Source organism: Dyadobacter sp. CY261, from assembly GCF_021440085.1.
Taxonomy (GTDB): Bacteria; Bacteroidota; Bacteroidia; order Cytophagales; family Spirosomataceae; genus Dyadobacter.
The window spans coordinates 321,542-338,412 of record NZ_JAKCPW010000002.1 but is presented as its reverse complement, the minus strand read 5'-3'; the positions used below and the strand labels follow the sequence as shown (position 1 = coordinate 338,412).

10 protein-coding genes are annotated in these 16,871 nt (G+C 51.0%); 8 read left to right on the top strand and 2 right to left on the bottom strand.

Annotated elements, in window-relative coordinates; all coding sequences use genetic code 11:
• Positions 1–15: 15 nt before the first annotated feature.
• Entirely contained in the window at positions 16–1,182 is a 1,167-nt protein-coding gene (locus LZD49_RS08670; RefSeq protein ID WP_234666948.1) for a LacI family DNA-binding transcriptional regulator, read from the bottom strand.
• A gap of 340 nt (positions 1,183–1,522) precedes the next feature.
• Between LZD49_RS08670 and LZD49_RS08665 the strand changes: the two genes are divergently transcribed.
• The 7 genes from LZD49_RS08665 to LZD49_RS08635 all read left to right on the top strand — a co-directional run bounded on the left by LZD49_RS08665 (position 1,523) and on the right by LZD49_RS08635 (position 14,344).
• A complete protein-coding gene (locus LZD49_RS08665; RefSeq protein WP_234666947.1) occupies positions 1,523–4,549 on the top strand; it encodes a TonB-dependent receptor in 3,027 nt (1,008 codons plus the stop codon).
• Positions 4,550–4,590: 41 nt separating this feature from the next.
• Positions 4,591–6,084: a RagB/SusD family nutrient uptake outer membrane protein gene (locus LZD49_RS08660; RefSeq protein WP_234666946.1), complete on the top strand. Its 1,494-nt coding sequence runs from the start codon at positions 4,591–4,593 to the stop codon at positions 6,082–6,084.
• Between the two features lie 54 nt (positions 6,085–6,138).
• Entirely contained in the window at positions 6,139–7,047 is a 909-nt protein-coding gene (locus LZD49_RS08655; RefSeq protein WP_234666945.1) for a hypothetical protein, read from the top strand.
• A gap of 191 nt (positions 7,048–7,238) precedes the next feature.
• On the top strand, positions 7,239–9,002 hold the full coding sequence (locus LZD49_RS08650) for an FAD-dependent oxidoreductase (RefSeq protein ID WP_234666944.1): 1,764 nt from the start codon (positions 7,239–7,241) through the stop codon (positions 9,000–9,002).
• Positions 9,003–9,008: 6 nt separating this feature from the next.
• Positions 9,009–10,040, top strand: a complete 1,032-nt coding sequence (locus tag LZD49_RS08645; RefSeq protein ID WP_234666943.1) for an FAD:protein FMN transferase — start codon at positions 9,009–9,011, stop codon at positions 10,038–10,040.
• Positions 10,037–12,610 (top strand): glycerophosphoryl diester phosphodiesterase, encoded by a 2,574-nt coding sequence (locus tag LZD49_RS08640; protein WP_234666942.1) that lies wholly within the window; start codon positions 10,037–10,039, stop codon positions 12,608–12,610. Before LZD49_RS08645 ends, LZD49_RS08640 begins: the two co-directional genes overlap by 4 nt.
• Positions 12,611–12,619: 9 nt before the next feature.
• Complete coding sequence (locus tag LZD49_RS08635; protein ID WP_234666941.1) at positions 12,620–14,344, top strand: sodium:solute symporter family protein; 1,725 nt, start codon at positions 12,620–12,622, stop codon at positions 14,342–14,344.
• A gap of 60 nt (positions 14,345–14,404) precedes the next feature.
• Here the strand turns inward: LZD49_RS08635 and LZD49_RS08630 are convergent, their stop codons facing one another.
• Positions 14,405–14,671 (bottom strand): hypothetical protein, encoded by a 267-nt coding sequence (locus LZD49_RS08630; RefSeq protein WP_234666940.1) that lies wholly within the window; start codon positions 14,669–14,671, stop codon positions 14,405–14,407.
• 66 nt (positions 14,672–14,737) lie between these two features.
• Between LZD49_RS08630 and LZD49_RS08625 the strand changes: the two genes are divergently transcribed.
• On the top strand, positions 14,738–16,828 hold the full coding sequence (locus LZD49_RS08625) for a glycoside hydrolase family 2 protein (RefSeq protein WP_234666939.1): 2,091 nt from the start codon (positions 14,738–14,740) through the stop codon (positions 16,826–16,828).
• The last annotated feature ends 43 nt before the right edge of the window (positions 16,829–16,871 follow it).

Genomic DNA, 16,871 nt, shown 5'->3' with positions numbered 1-16,871 from the left:
TTCATCCAAATGACCCTACCCACACCGCCGCGACGAACCTCTTATAATCAACTCCGTACTCAAAACCCGCTTCTCGTTCAACAATATCTCTTCCGCATCAACGAGTTGTAATATCCACTCCGCTGTCGTGCGGCCGATGTGCAAGGTTGGTTGACGGACGGTAGTGAGGCCGGGACCGATATAGGCCGATTCCGCATTGTCGCTGAAACCGACGACACCGAGTTCATCGGGAATAGATATGCCCTTTTCCTGAGCCATTAGCATGATTTCGATAGCCGACGAATCGTTGACTGCGAAAATAGCGTCGGGGCGATGGGTCAGTTCAAGCAGATACTGTCCGTAAATGCGCGCCTTTTGCTGCGTGAGCATTCCCTGGATGATCATATGGTCCTCGATCGGCTTGCCATATTTTTCCATCGCCGCCCGGTAACCGCGTAAACGCTCCTGGCTCACTTGCAAAGTCAATGGCCCGCCCAGGTGCGCAATGCGTTCGTAACCATTCAAGATCAGATGCTCCACTGCCTGAAATGAGGCCTCGAAGTCGTTCACGACCACTTTCGGCACGTCGATCTGGTCGCAAACGCGGTTGAACTGGATGAGCGGAATGCCGCGCTTGGCGAAAAGGCTCAGGTGATCAAAATTATTGGTTTCCTGCGTGAGGGAAATAAGCAGACCGTCGATGCGATTGGCGAGCATGGCTTTCGTATTCGAAATCTCTACTTGGTATGACTCATTGCTCTGCATGATCGTCAGGTTGTAACCCGCCTCCGTCAGCACCTCGTGCGCGCCGATAATCACATTAGGAAAAAACTGGTTCTGAAATTCCGGAACGATCATTCCAATAGTGTTCGTCTTACTTTTAACCAGGCTATATGCCAGTTGGTTGGGCTGATAATCGAGCTGCGCTGCTTTATCGAGGACGGCCTGGCGTGTTTCCGGACTGATGTCGGCGTGCCCATGCAATGCCCGCGAGACGGTTGAGTTGGAAACGCCCAACGATTTGGCAATATCGATGATGGTGGTCTGGTGCCGCTTCCGCTTTACAAGCGACTGGATAGAATCATCCTTTTCCGAATGCGTAAAATAGTAATTACACCATTTGCACAGGTATCTCTGCTTAGCTCTCACATAACCTGCTTTCATGATGCCATCTACCTGCCCACACTTCACACATTGAATCATAGCACTTGTACTTTTTGAATATTCCCGTCACAAACGACTCTTCTTTCCTCTTCCTCAAACCGTGATCACAAAAATATAGAAATTTCCAATTAATCATCCGCAAAATCATATATCGGCAACGTCTCCGCAAACGTTACCGATACTTTTAGTTCAATTTCCGGAAATTTCTGGCTTAAAACTGTATTGCCGCCGATTCTCCCTGCCGCTATATTTAGGTAAAATCCGCATTTCGGATCGACTGACTGCCTAAACAACCAGTATCCCAAACCGCAAACTTTAAGCAGAAAAATTGCACTATTTTAATTTTACCCTTTTTGATCAAACCCTAATATTTACCTACATGAAGCAAAAAATACGTGACTTGTTCCTGCTCGGCTTCTTATGCCTGGGCATTACGCAGTCACTGTTCGCACAAAGCGTAACAGTGAAAGGCAAGGTGACCGACGATAAAGGCGAAATGATCCCCGGCGTAAGCGTGACCGTGCAGGGCACACAACAGGGAACACTTACCGACGCTGAGGGAGCTTATTCCATTCAGGCTGCCGGCAATGCTACGCTCGTGTTCTCATTTCTGGGCTATCTGAAAGAAGAGGTGGCCATCGCCAATCGCTCGACGATCGACGTTACTTTAAGAACAGATTCGAAAGCGTTGGAAGAGGTTGTGGTGGTGGGTTACGGCACCCAGCGTAAGATTGAAACAACCGGCTCTATCGCCTCCTTGAAAGCCGCCGACCTGGTACAAACACCCGTTGCGAACGTAGCCCAGGGGCTTCAATCACGGATTGCCGGCGTGCAGATCAACCAGAATACCGGCTCACCAGGCGGTAACGTAAGTGTTCGCATCAGGGGTACCAACTCGATCAATGGCTCTTCCGAACCGCTTTACGTAGTGGACGGAATTCAGATATCCAATGGCGGTGGCATCAACGACGTGAGCCCATTGTCCACCATTAACCCCAATGATATCGAGTCGGTGGAGGTATTGAAAGATGCTTCCGCATCAGCCATTTACGGTGCACGAGCTGCCAATGGCGTAATCCTGATCACCACCAAACGCGGTAAAACCGGCAATACCCGCGTGACTTATGATGGCTATTACGGTACGCAAAAAGTCAATAAAACACTGGACGTACTGAATGCCACAGAGTTTGCACAGGTTGAAAATGAAGTTTTCAAAAACAACTATTACCCCGATCCGGCGTCGCTGGGAGAGGGTGTGAACTGGCAAAAGGTGATCTTCCGCAAAGCACCGATCCAGAACCATCAGTTGTCCATTAATGGTGGCAATGAAAAAACACAATTGGCACTGTCACTCAACTATTTCGACCAGGATGGAACCCTGCGCGGCTCTGCTTTTACGCGCTATTCCTTTCGCCTCAACCTCGATCATCAGATCAGCAAAAACATCAAGGTGGGAACCAGCATTCTTGGCAGCTATTCGACTGCCGACGGTATCCAAACGGGCAGCACCGACATTGGTAATGCAGGTGTCGTGACCGCCACAGTACTTGGTGCGGCCATCGGTGCCCCTCCTACCCTGCAACCCTATCGCCCCGATGGCTCAATCTTTCCGTTTGGCGAGCAGGCGGGCGGCCAGTACCGCGAGGTGGTGAACCCGCTCAACTTTATTGAAACTCTAAACAAACGGTCTATCAAACGTACGCTCGCCAATGTTTACGGAGATTTCAAATTGCTGAAAGGTCTTACCTATCGCGCCTCTTTCAACATCGACCAGAAAGGCGAGCTGTACGATTACTATTCGCCCCGCTCGATTGTCAACAAAAGCGATCTGACCGACAACTCAGGTAATGCGACCAAAGCGAACTCCAATTATCTGGCATTGCTGCATGAGAGTATCCTTACTTATGCTACCAATTTTGGTAAAAACCACTCCTTCAAAGCAACGGCAGTCTTTGGAACACAGGGTGAGCAATACAACGACAATGTGCTGAATGCGACGGGTTTTTCCAACGACGCCACAAAGAATGAGGCTGTACAATTCGCATTGACCCGCACTGTCAACAGTTTCCGGAGCAGCCAAAGATTAGACTCATACATGGGCCGGGTTAACTATGGGTATAAGGATAAATTCTTCCTCGACCTGACAGCGCGTGTGGACGGATCGAGCAAGTTCGGAGCCAACCACAAATACGGTGCATTTCCTGCCGTGTCGGCTGCCTACCGCCTCATCGAGGAGCCTTTCATGAAAGACATTAACTGGATTTCCGATCTGAAACTGCGTGGGAGCTACGGGATCACCGGTAATGCCGGCGGAATTGACCCCTATCAGTCCCTGTCGACAGTTGCTGCCAATGGAAATAATTATATGTTCAATCACCTGTATGTGACAGGTATTGATCCGACACGCATTGCGAACCCGGATCTACGCTGGGAACGTTCGCAGCAGACCAACTTCGGGATCGACCTCAGCTTACTCAATAATCGCATCAGCTTCATTGCCGATGTATATCACAAAAAGACCAATGACCTGCTTTATGTTAAAACCCTGCCACTCAGCTCGGGTTACGGCAGTCTTACCGGCAATTACGCCGGGCTTCAAAACAAAGGCCTCGAACTGGCTGTGAATGCACGCATTCTCGATGGCGCGTTGAAATGGGACGTCTCAGCTAATACAACCATTAACCGCAACAAAGTGCTTGGCCTTGACGGCGGTGTGACCCAGGAACGTTTTATCACCACTTATACCATCCTGAAAGTAGGCGAGCCGTTAGGTGTATTTAAAACCTACGTTTTCGACGGCATTAACCAGACCGGCGAAGCCATCCTGCCAGGGTACGACGGACGCGTCGGCGGTCACAAAGTGAAAGATGTTAATGGAGACGGCCAGATCACTTCTGCCGATCAGGTCATTACCGGAAATCCTAATCCCAAATTCATTTACGGCTTCTCTACCAACCTGTCTTACAAAGGTTTTGACCTGGCTGCATTCCTATCCGGCTCGCAGGGAAATGACATTTACAATGCCAGCCGACTTTCGTTTGAAAACCCGCTCGGACAGCGCAACCTGCTCGCAGGCGTCGTGGACCGCTGGTCGCCTACCAACCCCAGCAACCAATATGTAAGTGCATTCCAGGGCGGCCGCTTGCCGATCACCGACTATGTTGTCGAAGACGGATCGTATCTGCGATGCAAGAACGTCACGCTCGGCTACACGCTGCCGCGTTTCAAAGGCGTGCAAGGCATCCGTCTGTATGTGAGCGCGAACAACCTCTTCACGATCACCAATTATAGCGGCTTTGACCCGGAGGTGAACACCTATGCAGGTTCCAACACGGCAATCGGTATTGACAACTTCGTTTACCCGCAAGCAAAATCATTCCTGGGCGGAATCCAGGTTACATTCTAACTATTCCTGATCCTCTTGCCGAAATAGGGCTAAAAAATGATATGAAAAAGCTATTGAAAATATCCAAATACCTGGGCATGGCCGGCACGGCGCTGATCGCGGCTTCCTGCCAGCTCGACGAAACGATCTATTCGTCTATTTACACCGAAGAGTTTTTCAAAACTGCCGCAGACGCCGAAAAAGCGCTGGTATCTACATATGGTGCTTTGGGCAGTCTTGGAGGGGGGCCGGCATTAACACTGGTAGCTGATTTCAGTGACGACCAAACTTACCCTCGCGGGGTGGTGGGCCGTAACACACTGACGCAGTTCACCTACGATCCCAATTACACGACACAGAAAAGTAACTCCCGGCTCAACGAATCGCCTCAGCAGATCTGGCAATCCTGCTATGCCGGTATCGAAAAAGCCAACTGGGTGATCGCCAAAGTGCCGGGCGCCAACATGGATGAAACCCGCAGGAAGCAGATCCTCGGCGAGGCCTACTTCCTGCGTGCGTTCTATCATTGGTTTTTAAGCAAAAATTTTGGCGATGTTCCGGTTAAAATTTCACCAAGCTATACCGAGCTTGAAGCGGTAACCCCGAAAAGCCCCAAAGCAGATGTTTACAAACAGATCTACGCCGATCTTGATCAGGCTTTAAGTGCCGGACTGGTGTCCTACCCCAATGTCGAAAAAGGCCGCGTGGCAAAGGAAGTGGTGAATGCATTGTATGCCAAAGCTGCACTGTACAACGAAGACTGGGCCAAAGCACTTGAACAGGCTAAGATCGTGATTAATTCAGGTAAATACTCGCTCTTGCCGGATGTGCGGAATGTGTACAAATATGACCAGGAAGATGCAGCCCGACTGGAAAATATGTGGGCATATGAAGCTGACCCGGTGTCGCCAGGCCTTGGCCACCAGCTTACCGGCCTCTGTGGCCCTCCGGGAAGTGCCGGTCCCGAATATGCGCGCACTTCTTACGGTTCTATGTTCGCATACCAGGCATTCTTCGATTCGTTCGATCCTTCCGACAAACGTCGTTTGCTGCTGGATACAACCTACATCGACAAAAGCGGCAAGGTAGTTCCTCAAAAAAGCATTACGCCCATTACGACCAAAGGTGTGCTAATCAAAAAATACCAGGACCCGGTTTCAACGGTGAGCTTGATCCCGAACATACCGATTTTCCGTCTGCCCGATGTGTACCTGATCGCTGCCGAAGCGGAAGCACGCTTGAATGGCGCTACTGCTGCCGCTTATGATTTTGTCAATCCCATCCGGAAGCGCGCCGGGTTGACCGATCTGAAAACCGGCCTGACCAAAGATGCATTCATTGAGGCGGTTTTGCAGGAACGTGCCTGGGAATTCTTCGCCGAAGGCGACCGCTGGTATGACCTCACCCGCACCGGAAAATTCCTGACGGTGATCCCGAAGGCGGTCAATGATGTGTACCCTACACGGAATGTAACAGCCAAAAACAAGTATTTCCCGATCCCGCTGGACGAGATCAATGCGAATGCGAAGTTGGAACAGAATCCTGATTGGAAATAGGCATTCACGTTTGATCGATCAGCTGTGTTACTCCATGTATTAATCTTCCTGACAATGCTCAACACCGCTCCTTCTGCCGCCAAGCCGAAGGAGCGGATCAGGGAATTTACGGTCACCGAAAACGACACGTTGACCTACACCCTGAAATTGGCCCTCGACGAAAAAGGACAGCCACAGTATTTTTTCAGGAACATCTTCACGCCGGTTTGCTACACCAATGAATGCAAACCGGTGTATATTAACTTCTACTGGGATTTGCTGGGCAATTACGAACGTTACGACCTCCCCGAAGGCAAAGTCCTCACGAAGGTAGATCACGACGAATTCAAAGAGGCTGATTACCAGAAGTTGCAGGATATTCTCGCGCAGCCCAATTCTATTTTCGCAGACCTCAAAATGGAAGACCTGATCACCAAAGGCACCGACAAGCTCGCCGACTCCGTAGATGCGAAGGCCGGTGCCACTCTGAAAACGATCAAAAACCAGGTCATTGATGGCGCGGTTTACACTTGTTACACGCTATGGCAGATCGCCTATGGCAAGGCAGTGCCGGAAATGCGGAAGATCATTGAAACATATTCGAATGAAGCGCTGCTGCACCGGTTTATGGGAAGTAAAAACCACCATTACCAATACTGGGCGATGGCGAAAGTGATGGACAAGGAAGGCCGGGTCAAAAAGCCATTTGAAACAGATTTGCAAGCTATCATGGCCGGAAAAAACCTTTTCATCGCCAAATATGCCCTGCAACAGGTAGGTGATGATTTTTTCAAAACCGAAGAACGGCAGAAACGGCTTTGGGATGCCTATCAGCAAACAGGTTACAGCATGCAAATAGCGATCCTGAAAAAACTGAACAATATCCCCCTCTCAAAACCCCTGGCCACAAACCTGCAAGCCAGCCTGGCCAATGCCAATGAAGAACAAACTCTATTAATCCAAAACATCCTACAAAAACAATGAACAACTCCCATATCCCCGGATTAAAACCCGGGGCAATAAGATTTTTCTACCCCGGACTAAAGACCCGGGCAATAAGATTCCCTGCCACAGGTCTTCAGCCCTGGGCACCGAAGGCCAAAAAATCCCCTTGCCCCGGGTTTCAACCCCGGGATACTGGAAAATTGTTGGGGATTTTCTTATTTGTGTTTTTGATGTTTCCGGTTTTCGGACAAAATCATGTTTTTGTCGAAACAGAGTCTTTTGAGGACAAAGGCGGCTGGGTGATCGACCAGCAGTCGTTTGTGGTCATGAACTCCTCCTATCTGATGGCGCACGGCATGGGACGGCCGGTAAAAGATGCTACTACCACCGTCAAATTCCCTAAAATCGGCAAATATCACCTTTGGGTGCGTACCAAAGACTGGGCGCCGTTTCCGAAAGGGCCGGGTAAGTTCAATGTGCTTTTGGATGGAAAGCCTGTCGGGCAAACATTCGGTGAGAGCGGCTCGGACGCCTGGAAATGGTACGACGGCGGTGTCATCGACATTAAAAATTCAGACGCCAAACTCGCTTTGAAAGACCTCACCGGCTTCAATGGCCGCTGCGATGCATTGCTTTTTACCGACGACCTCAAATTCACCCCGCCCAACGACCTGGAAGCATTGACCGCATTCCGTCGGAAATTGCTAAACCTCACCGAAAAGCCTCAGGATGCAGGTCGCTACGACCTTGTGGTGGTAGGCGGCGGTGTGGCTGGCACGTGCGCGGCCATTTCAGCGGCGCGGATGGGCCTTACCGTGGCGCTGATCCAGGACCGGCCGGTGCTAGGCGGCAACAACAGCTCCGAAGTACGTGTGCATTTGATGGGTGATGTGGATAAAAACCATTATCCTAAACTGGGCCGGATCGTGCGGGAAATGGATAACGGCGACCCGGGCAATGGCAACCCCGACGCCAAAGAATATGGCGATGCCCGCAAGATCTCCATCGTGAAAGCAGAAAAAAACATTTCCCTGTTCCTCAACACCCACGTTTTTAAAGTTGAAAAAGAGAATGACATCATCACCGCAGTAGTAGGTCGCGACATTGCCACCAACCAGGAACGGCGCTTTTCGGGCTCGTTCTTTTCCGATTGCACCGGCGACGGTACCGTTGGCTTCCTGGCAGGTGCCGAATTTAAAATGGGACGTGAAAGCAAGGCCGAAACGGGCGAGTCGCTGGCGGCGGAAAAAGCTGATGATTTTACATTGGGTACTTCCAACCTGTGGGCTTCCGCTGACCGTGACACTGTTTCGTCATTCCCCGAAACGCCGTGGGCCATGCAGTTTTCGGATGAATACCACATCGACGAACCCAAATCTGACTGGCAATGGGAAACCGGCTTTGGCAATTTCAACACCATTACCGAGGCCGAAAAGATCCGCGACCATAACCTCCGGGCCATTTACGGAAACTGGTCTTACCTGAAAAAGAACAAACCTGCCAAATACGGCAAAAAAGAACTGGCCTGGGTAGCCTACATCGGCGGCAAGCGCGAGTCACGCAGGATTATCGGCGATTATGTTTTGAACCAGATGGACATTCAGGAAGGCAAATTTTACCCTGATGGCTCGGTTACCGCTACCTGGACCATCGACCTGCATTTCCCGGATGCCAAAAACAGCCAGTACTTCGAAGGACAGGAGTTTTTCGCGGGAACCAAGCATATTAAAGTAGCTCCCTACACGATCCCGTACCGATGCCTTTATTCCAAAAACATCCAGAACCTGTTCATGGCCGGCCGGAATATCAGTACTACGCACGTTGCGTTTGGAAGCACACGGGTAATGCGCACATGTGGGATGATGGGCGAAGTTGTTGGTTTCGCGTCCTATCTGGCTACGAAGTACAAAACCTCGCCGCGCGGAGTTTACAAAGATCATTTGCCTGAACTGACAGGCATTTTAAAAGGCGAAACGCTGGCCCCTCAACCCTAATTTATTTTGAATAATAAAATGATAAGCATTGCCGGAGTAATATCCTTCCTCTTCCCGATGACGCTGCCGTTGGTCTCGCTGCCGTTGGTCTCAATGGCAGCGTCGGGAGCAGATGCGCCCATGATCGCCATTGACGGCGAGGCGCAGGGCACTACTTATCATCTCCGCTATTTCGACCCGCAAAACCGCAACTTCAAGCATTCCATCGACTCCCTTCTCACCGATTTTGATAAATGCCTGTCGCTGTACCGGCCCGATTCGGAGCTATCTGCATTTAACAGCCATTCAACGCACTTATTCCGGTCGCCGTGGTTTTATGAGGTTTTGCGCAAATCAAAAGAAATTCATGAAGCGACCCATGGTGCATTTGACCCTACTATTATGCCGTTGGCGGAAGCTTATGGTTTCGGGGCTAAAACCCATGTTGATCCCGAGCAAGTAGATGTGGATTCCTTACTGCAATGGGTCGGGTTCAGGCAAATTCAGTTTGACAAGAAGCAGGTAACCGGCCGGCCGGGTGTAAAGCTGGATTTCAACGGCATTGCACAAGGGTACTCGGTGGATTTGGTTGGTTCATTTCTGAAAGCCAAAAACATCAATCGCTTTATGGTCGAGATTGGTGGGGAAGTATTTTGTTCGGGCAAGAAGAACGACGGTGTATTCTGGGTTACCGGCATTGAAAACCCGCTAAAACCGGGCACATTGGCTAGCAGAGTAAAGCTGACCGACCGCGCCATGACCACGGCGGGCAACTATCGCAACCACATTACCCGAAACGGCATTACCTATAACCACATCATCGACCCGCGTACCGGATCCATGGAACAGACGCCGCTGCTGAGTGTCACGGTGTTTGCCAAAGACGCGATCACTGCCGACGGCTACGACACGGCATTCTTCGTAATGGGCCTCGAAACGACCAAAACCTTTTTGAAAAACCGGAAAGATATCGACGTATACATGCTTTACACCAATGAGGAAGGCGAACTAACCTCTTTTATGACAGACGGTATCAAAGACCTAATCCAGGAAAAATGAAGCGAATAACCCTGTTACTATCTATTTTACTCAGCGTTCAGGCGACGTTTGTTTTTGCCCAGCGAACCTCCGTGAAAGCATTGACCAACAATGCGATCCGCGTGCAATGGCGCGAAACCGACGGCGCATTTAAAATCGAGGAGGTTTCGGTAAAGAAAAATGGGGAATGGGCAATGGCAATGGCGCCGTCCGGAGAGTACACATTACTGTATTCCGAAACCAAACCTTCGACCGAAGCGGCCGAAACCTTCGAAAAAATCACCGGTGGCAAGTTCCCCGAAGATGCCTATCATTACCAGCAAACACAGTGGAAGGAAAGCACCACGGGTGTCGCATTGAACACGGCCGGACAGGCATTCCACTTTTTTCCGCAAACCGGCGCGGCAAAAGATAACGGACTGGAATTCAAATCCGAAACCGATGTCGCAACCGTTACCGCGCACTGGCAGTTTGATCCGCGTTTTCCGAATGACATAATGGTAACGCTGACTTTGAATGCCAAGAAAAAGGGCTTTTTCTCGCTCGCCACGCCCACTTTGGCCACATTGCCAATGGAACAAATGAGTTGGGTGTCGGTGCCGGGGTACTTTCAGGGGAATTTTGTACAAAAGAACTTTGCGCTGGCCTATGCCTATGGGCATGGCATTCCCGATCGCCCGGTGGTATACCGCGAGCGTTGCGCGTCCACATTGAGCCCGCTTGTGAGTAGCAAGGATGGCATTACATTATCGGTCATTCCCGAGCCGGGCCTGGCCCGGGATCCTTGGGTGAAAGACCAGATCGCGCAGATCGACTGGCACCTCGGGCTTTCGCATAGGAACAGAAAGGCGCAACTTTCGCCTACCATATATTACCCGGTTTTAGGAGAAGAAAAGTCGGAAATGAACGCGGGGGAATCGATTTCCTACACTTTCCGGTACAGCCTCATCGCAGGCGACTGGTTTCAGGCCACCAAGCATGCTGCCATCGACATTTACAAATTCCGCGAAACGCTGGCCCTCCGCCAGAGCAAACAGGCATTGACCGACCGTATCGAGAAAATGCACCATTACCTTATAGATCCGAAGACTTCCCTATGGAATATCGAAGAGTTCAAAGGCAAACAGATCGGCGCGCAGTCTTACCTCGGCGGGGTAGTTGGATCTGATAAGGACGCGATGAAAAACTCTGATTATGGCGCGATGTGGATGCTGGCAAATGCTACCAAAGATCCCGAACTAATACAAAAAGTGCTTCCGCCGGCCGAAAACTTCAAGCTTGTACAGCAGCAAACCGACGCCGGTTTCTTCAAAGGCGCCGTGGAAGGCCAGTATTATTTGGCCAAAAAGAAAAAGTTTGTAGAAGAATGGGGTGAGGTCGTCGAACCCATTGCATTGACCTATTATGTAATGCTCGACGTGGGCAACATGCTGCTTTTCGAACCGGACAATGCGGAACTGAAAGAAAGGCTGATCCTTGGTGCCGAAAGATTGCTAAGCTGGCAGCGTGAAGATGGCAGCTTTGCCGTGGCCTATGACCGCAAGACCGAGCAGGAGACTTTTAAAGATATTCAGGATGTAAGACCTACTTTTTATGGCCTCATTGTCGCTTACCGCATTTTAAAAGATGAAAAATACCTGAAAGCGGCCGAAAAAGGGGCAGAATGGTTTATGCAAAACGCCGTGCAGACCGGTGCTTTTTTGGGCGTCTGCGGAGACGCGCGTTATGCTCCCGATTTCGCGACCGGCCAATCGGCACAGGCATTGCTGGATTTGTTTGATTTAACCCAAAACAAAAAATACCAGGACGCTGCCGTTACCTGCGCGAAAATCTACACCTCATCCATTTATACACATCCTATTGCAGACCATAAGCCCAAAACCGTAAATGGCATCAACCGGGAAGATTGGGAAATCAGCCAAACTGGCCTCAGCTTCGAGCATGGTGGCATTTTCGGTTCGGCTACGCGGCACGGGCCAATTCAGTTAGCAAGCCATGCGGGTTTGTTCATCCGCATATACCAGTTCACCGGCGAGCAGCTTTTCGCCGATATGGCACGGGCTTCAGCCATTGGTCGCGATGCATTCGTGGACAGCAAAACCAGCGTGGCTTCCTACTACTGGAACGCCATGAACCGCGGAGCCGGCCCTTATCCGCATCACGCCTGGTGGCAGATCGGCTGGATTACGGATTACCTGCTCTCCGAAGCCGCATTACGCTCGAACGGCAAGGTTACGTTCCCGCGCGGTTTTGTGACACCCAAAGTCGGCCCGCACCAGACTTACGGCTTCGCACCGGGAGACGTTTTCGGCGATAAGGCTAATCTGGTCATCAAAGAAGGTTTTGCCGTGGCGGACAGTCCGTCCGTTGACCCCATCATTTCAAAATCAACCACTAGAAATACCTATTACATAACACTCCTGAACAACAGCGCGCAACCGACGGCCTTTAATCTGAAAATTGACAACAGCAAAGTGGCCGAAGGCAATGCGACAGCAACCATGAAATGGGCCGAGACGAATCAGAAAGCAGCGATTTCGAACATTAAACTCCCCGCATTCGGCACCCGCACCCTTCAAATCAACTATTGACCGAACCTCATGAATAATACCACCGATACCATTGTCATTCTCGTATTCTCCGCATTCGTGATGGGCATTGGGATGCTTTTTGCCCGGACTGGGCGCAATTTGAAATCCTTTTTTGCCGGGGGAGAAGCGGTTCCCTGGTTTATCGGCGGATTGTCGCTTTTTATGAGCTTCTTCTCAGCCGGTACTTTTGTAGCCTGGGGTTCCATCGCCTACAAACACGGCTGGGTCGCGATTACCATTCAATGGACGATGTGCATTGGCGCGCTGGTCACCGCTCTTTATCTGGCTCCGCGATGGAAACGAACGGGCGCATTAACCGCCGCCGAGTTCATCCGCGAACGGCTCGGGCTACCTGTTCAGAAGACATATATCTTCATTTTTACGCTGGTTTCTGTGTTTATCAAAGGCTCGGTGTTGTATCCCGTGGCGAAACTGGTAAGTGCTTCGCTGGACTTGCCGCTGGTGCCTTGTACCATCGGTTTGGGACTTTTTATGATCGCCTACACAGCTGTCGGCGGGCTTTGGGCTGTGATGGTGACGGACATTTTGCAGTTTGTGGTGCTCTCCGCGGCCGTTTTCATTTTGCTGCCCCTTTCGTTCAATAAGGTAGGCGGCTGGGAAGGTTTTACCAGCAAAATACCGGATGACTTTTTCAACCTGCTCAACGGCGAGTACACCCTCGGCTTCGTGGCAGCATTTGTGATTTACCACATTTGCTACATCGGCGGCAACTGGACCATGGTGCAACGCTACACAAGCGTCGACAGCGAAAAGTCAGCAAAAAAAGTGGCATTTCTCTTCGCGGGTCTCTACCTCATCAGCCCCGTGATCTGGATGTTTCCGCCGATGATTTATAAGGCGATTAACCCGGCATTGACTGGTCTGGATACCGAAAATGCTTACCTCATGATATGCAAACTGGTGTTGCCTCCGGGCCTGCTCGGGCTCATGCTCACGGGCATGTACTTCTCCACCTCGGCCAGCGCCAACACGGCTTTGAATGTGGTTTCGGCGGTTTTCACCAATGACATTTATAAAGGAATGGTTAACCCGGGCGCCTCCGACCGGCAGCTCATCCGCGTCGCGCGGGGTTCGTCCTGGTTTTTTGGGCTCGGTATGATCGGCATTGCATTGCTCGTTCCGGCCGCGGGCGGTATAGTGGAAGTAGTACTCAGCATTTCGGCCATCTCAGGCGGGCCATTGCTCGCGCCGCCGCTTTGGGCATTGTTTTCCAAAAGACTCAACGGGCGCACCACGCTTTGGGTCACGTGCATTGGCTTGTGCGTCAACTTGTTTTTCAAAACGCTGGCGCCGTCGCTGCTGGATTTCAAACTGTCGCGCGGAATGGAAACGATCGTGGGAGTCGGGCTGCCGCTGCTGCTATTGCTTGCTTACGAGCTGTGGGCAAGATCAAAGAACCTGATTGCCAGTGAATACACCATTTACATGCTCTCGAAAGACCAGCGCAGGCAGGTTGCCGAGGAAGCGGATGCCGAAGAAGCATTATTAGTGCAAAAGCAAAACCGTTTTGGATTGCAGGTGATCACCGGCGCGCTGCTTTTTACGGCAGTAATGCTCTACATCCTGAGCCTCCTGACCACCGATGGCACATGGATCACCGCGGCCATCGCGACAGTGGTACTGTTTTCCGCGCTGATACCGTTCCTGGCGGCAAGGAAGGTGTCGCTTGAACCAATTACACAGTCAACATTTGAAGAAACTCGTCCACTTTAATGACAGATAACCTGGGAAAATCTATGTCCTTGAGCATATTAAAATGGCGGCCTTCGGAAACTAAATGGTCAACATTCGCAACGATGGCGCAGTCTGCAAAGACTTGCGACGCATATGCTCGGACTTCCAGGACTCGATGGTTTGTTCATTCCAGCCATTCGCATCCCACAAATGATCTATTTCCGCATCGATTTTCGCGGCGAAATAATCGGCAGGCATTTTCCGGATATCTCTTAATTGATCATCAGAAACATTGTGGGCATATAGTTTCAGCAACTCGCTTTGGAGATTGCTCAGACGGGTCGGAGTGGTGTGCGAAGTGGCCATAACTCAAAATGCTTTTTACAAATTAAACCCGAACAAAACAAACCTCAACCGAACGACATCCACATAATGAAACGCTTAACCCTTTTAATCTCTCTCCTAGCATTATCCCTCTCCTCCTCGGGACTGGTGGCCCAGCCAAGTGTGGCCCAGCCAGATGTGGCCCAGCCAGGTGTGGCCCAGCCAGGTGTGGCCCAGTACCATCTCCGGCAACCCAACGCGATTCCGCTCCATGGCGAATGGTGGTTCCTGCTTGATCCCGCCGGGCTGGGCATTGCCAACCAATGGTACCGCGAGGGAGTTGCCCAGGAAAACCGTCAGGATAAGGTGACGGTGCCACATTGCTTCTCCACCGACCCGCGCTATGAATTTTATACGGGCACAGCCTGGTACCGCAAAACATTTGCGTGGAAACGCACTACCGGTAAGCGGGTGATCCTGCATTTCGATGCCGCTTTTTATAAAACGAATGTATGGCTGAACGGACAAAATGTGGGTGAGCATGAGGGCGGATACACGCCGTTCAGCTTCGATGTGACGGACAAACTCAAAGATGGGGACAACCTGCTCGTCGTGGCGGTGAACAATGATACGTGGAAAACGAATACCATTCCGGGCATTAAGGACAGTGGAAATGTGAATGATGGTTTTGTGGGCTGGGTGAACTATGGCGGCATTATCCGGCCTGTGTACCTGACGATCGAAACGGAGGTTTATACAGAAAATGTCAAGATCGAAACGGTCCCTGATCTAACAAAAGGCTCGGCTGTGGTGAAAGCCAAAGTCCGGATTCGCAACGCATCATCCAATCCAGCTTCGCCGAAACTTGATCTGACGATTTTGCAGGACAAAAAACCATTGACATTGCGCTGGAAGACAAAAGCCGAAAGCATTCCGGCCGGGCAAACAGCATTGATTGAAGCCGAGGCAGCGTTGACGGCGGCGCAGGTAAAGCTTTGGGACCTGGATCAGCCAAATCTATATGAGTTGAAAACTGTCGTCGGAGCGGATACGCTTGCTTCGAATTTCGGGATCAGGGAAATTAAAGTAAGCGGCGCGCAACTTCTTTTGAATGGAAAACCGGTGAAAGTGGGTGGCGGCAACAGGGTAATCGATTATCCCGGCCTTGGCACCGTGGAGCCGGATTGGCTGGTCGAAAAAGACTTCCGTCTGATGAAAGAAGCGGGCATGGAGTTTCAGCGCCTCACGCATTACACGCCATCTGAGTACTACTATGACCTTGCCGACCGCTACGGAATGCTGATCATCACCGAAGCCGGCAACTGGCAGCTCACGCCAAAGCAAATGGATAATGACTCCATGCGGGTCAAATTCCGCGCACAGTTCCGTGAAATGGTCGAGCGCGACTGGAACCACCCGAGCGTGATTGCGTACAGTGTCGGGAATGAATACGCTTCCACTGTGCCCGGCGGCCAGCGCTGGACGAAAGATATGATCGCCTACGCACGTGAGCTTGATCCCACACGCCTGTACACGTTCGCGAGTATGTTGTTGAATTCCCTACCCGCAAAACCAGAGGACGAAGCCAGCCAGTATGTGGATTTTGTTTCAACCAATACTTACGGCGGCCATGCCAAGTCGCTTGACCACATCCATAAGCTCTATCCCGACAAGCCCGTGTTCATCAGCGAATGGGGCACGCGTTCCGACGGCAAGGGCGGCGAGGCTGGGCAGGCGCAGCATTTAAGTGATGTGATGGTTGAAATCCGCAAGCGGCCTTTTGTAGTAGGAGCTTCATGGTGGACTTATAACGACTACCGCAGCAAGCTGTTTGGTACCAATGTAAATGGTTTTCGTCCGTGGGGCATTGTCGGGCCCGATCGCTCGCCGAGACTGGCTTATCCGGTTCACCAAAGGGAATTTTCACCGGTACTAATTGAAAAAGCCCGCTTCACTACCGGCGACCAGGGTATGCATCAACTCGTTCTCAAAATCACGTCACGCGGCGATTTCCCGGCACGGACGCTTAAAGGCTACATGCTGAAAGCGGGTGAAAACAGCTTTGCTTTACCGGATCTCAACCCGGGAGAAAGCAAGGATGTCACAATTCCTGTGCGTGGATTTGACAAACAAATACACATTACAATCTCAAAACCAACCGGTTTTATCACTACCCAAACCGACATTGAACTGAAATAACATGGCTGCGCGAAGCTGCCAAACGATGACATATAAAGACCTG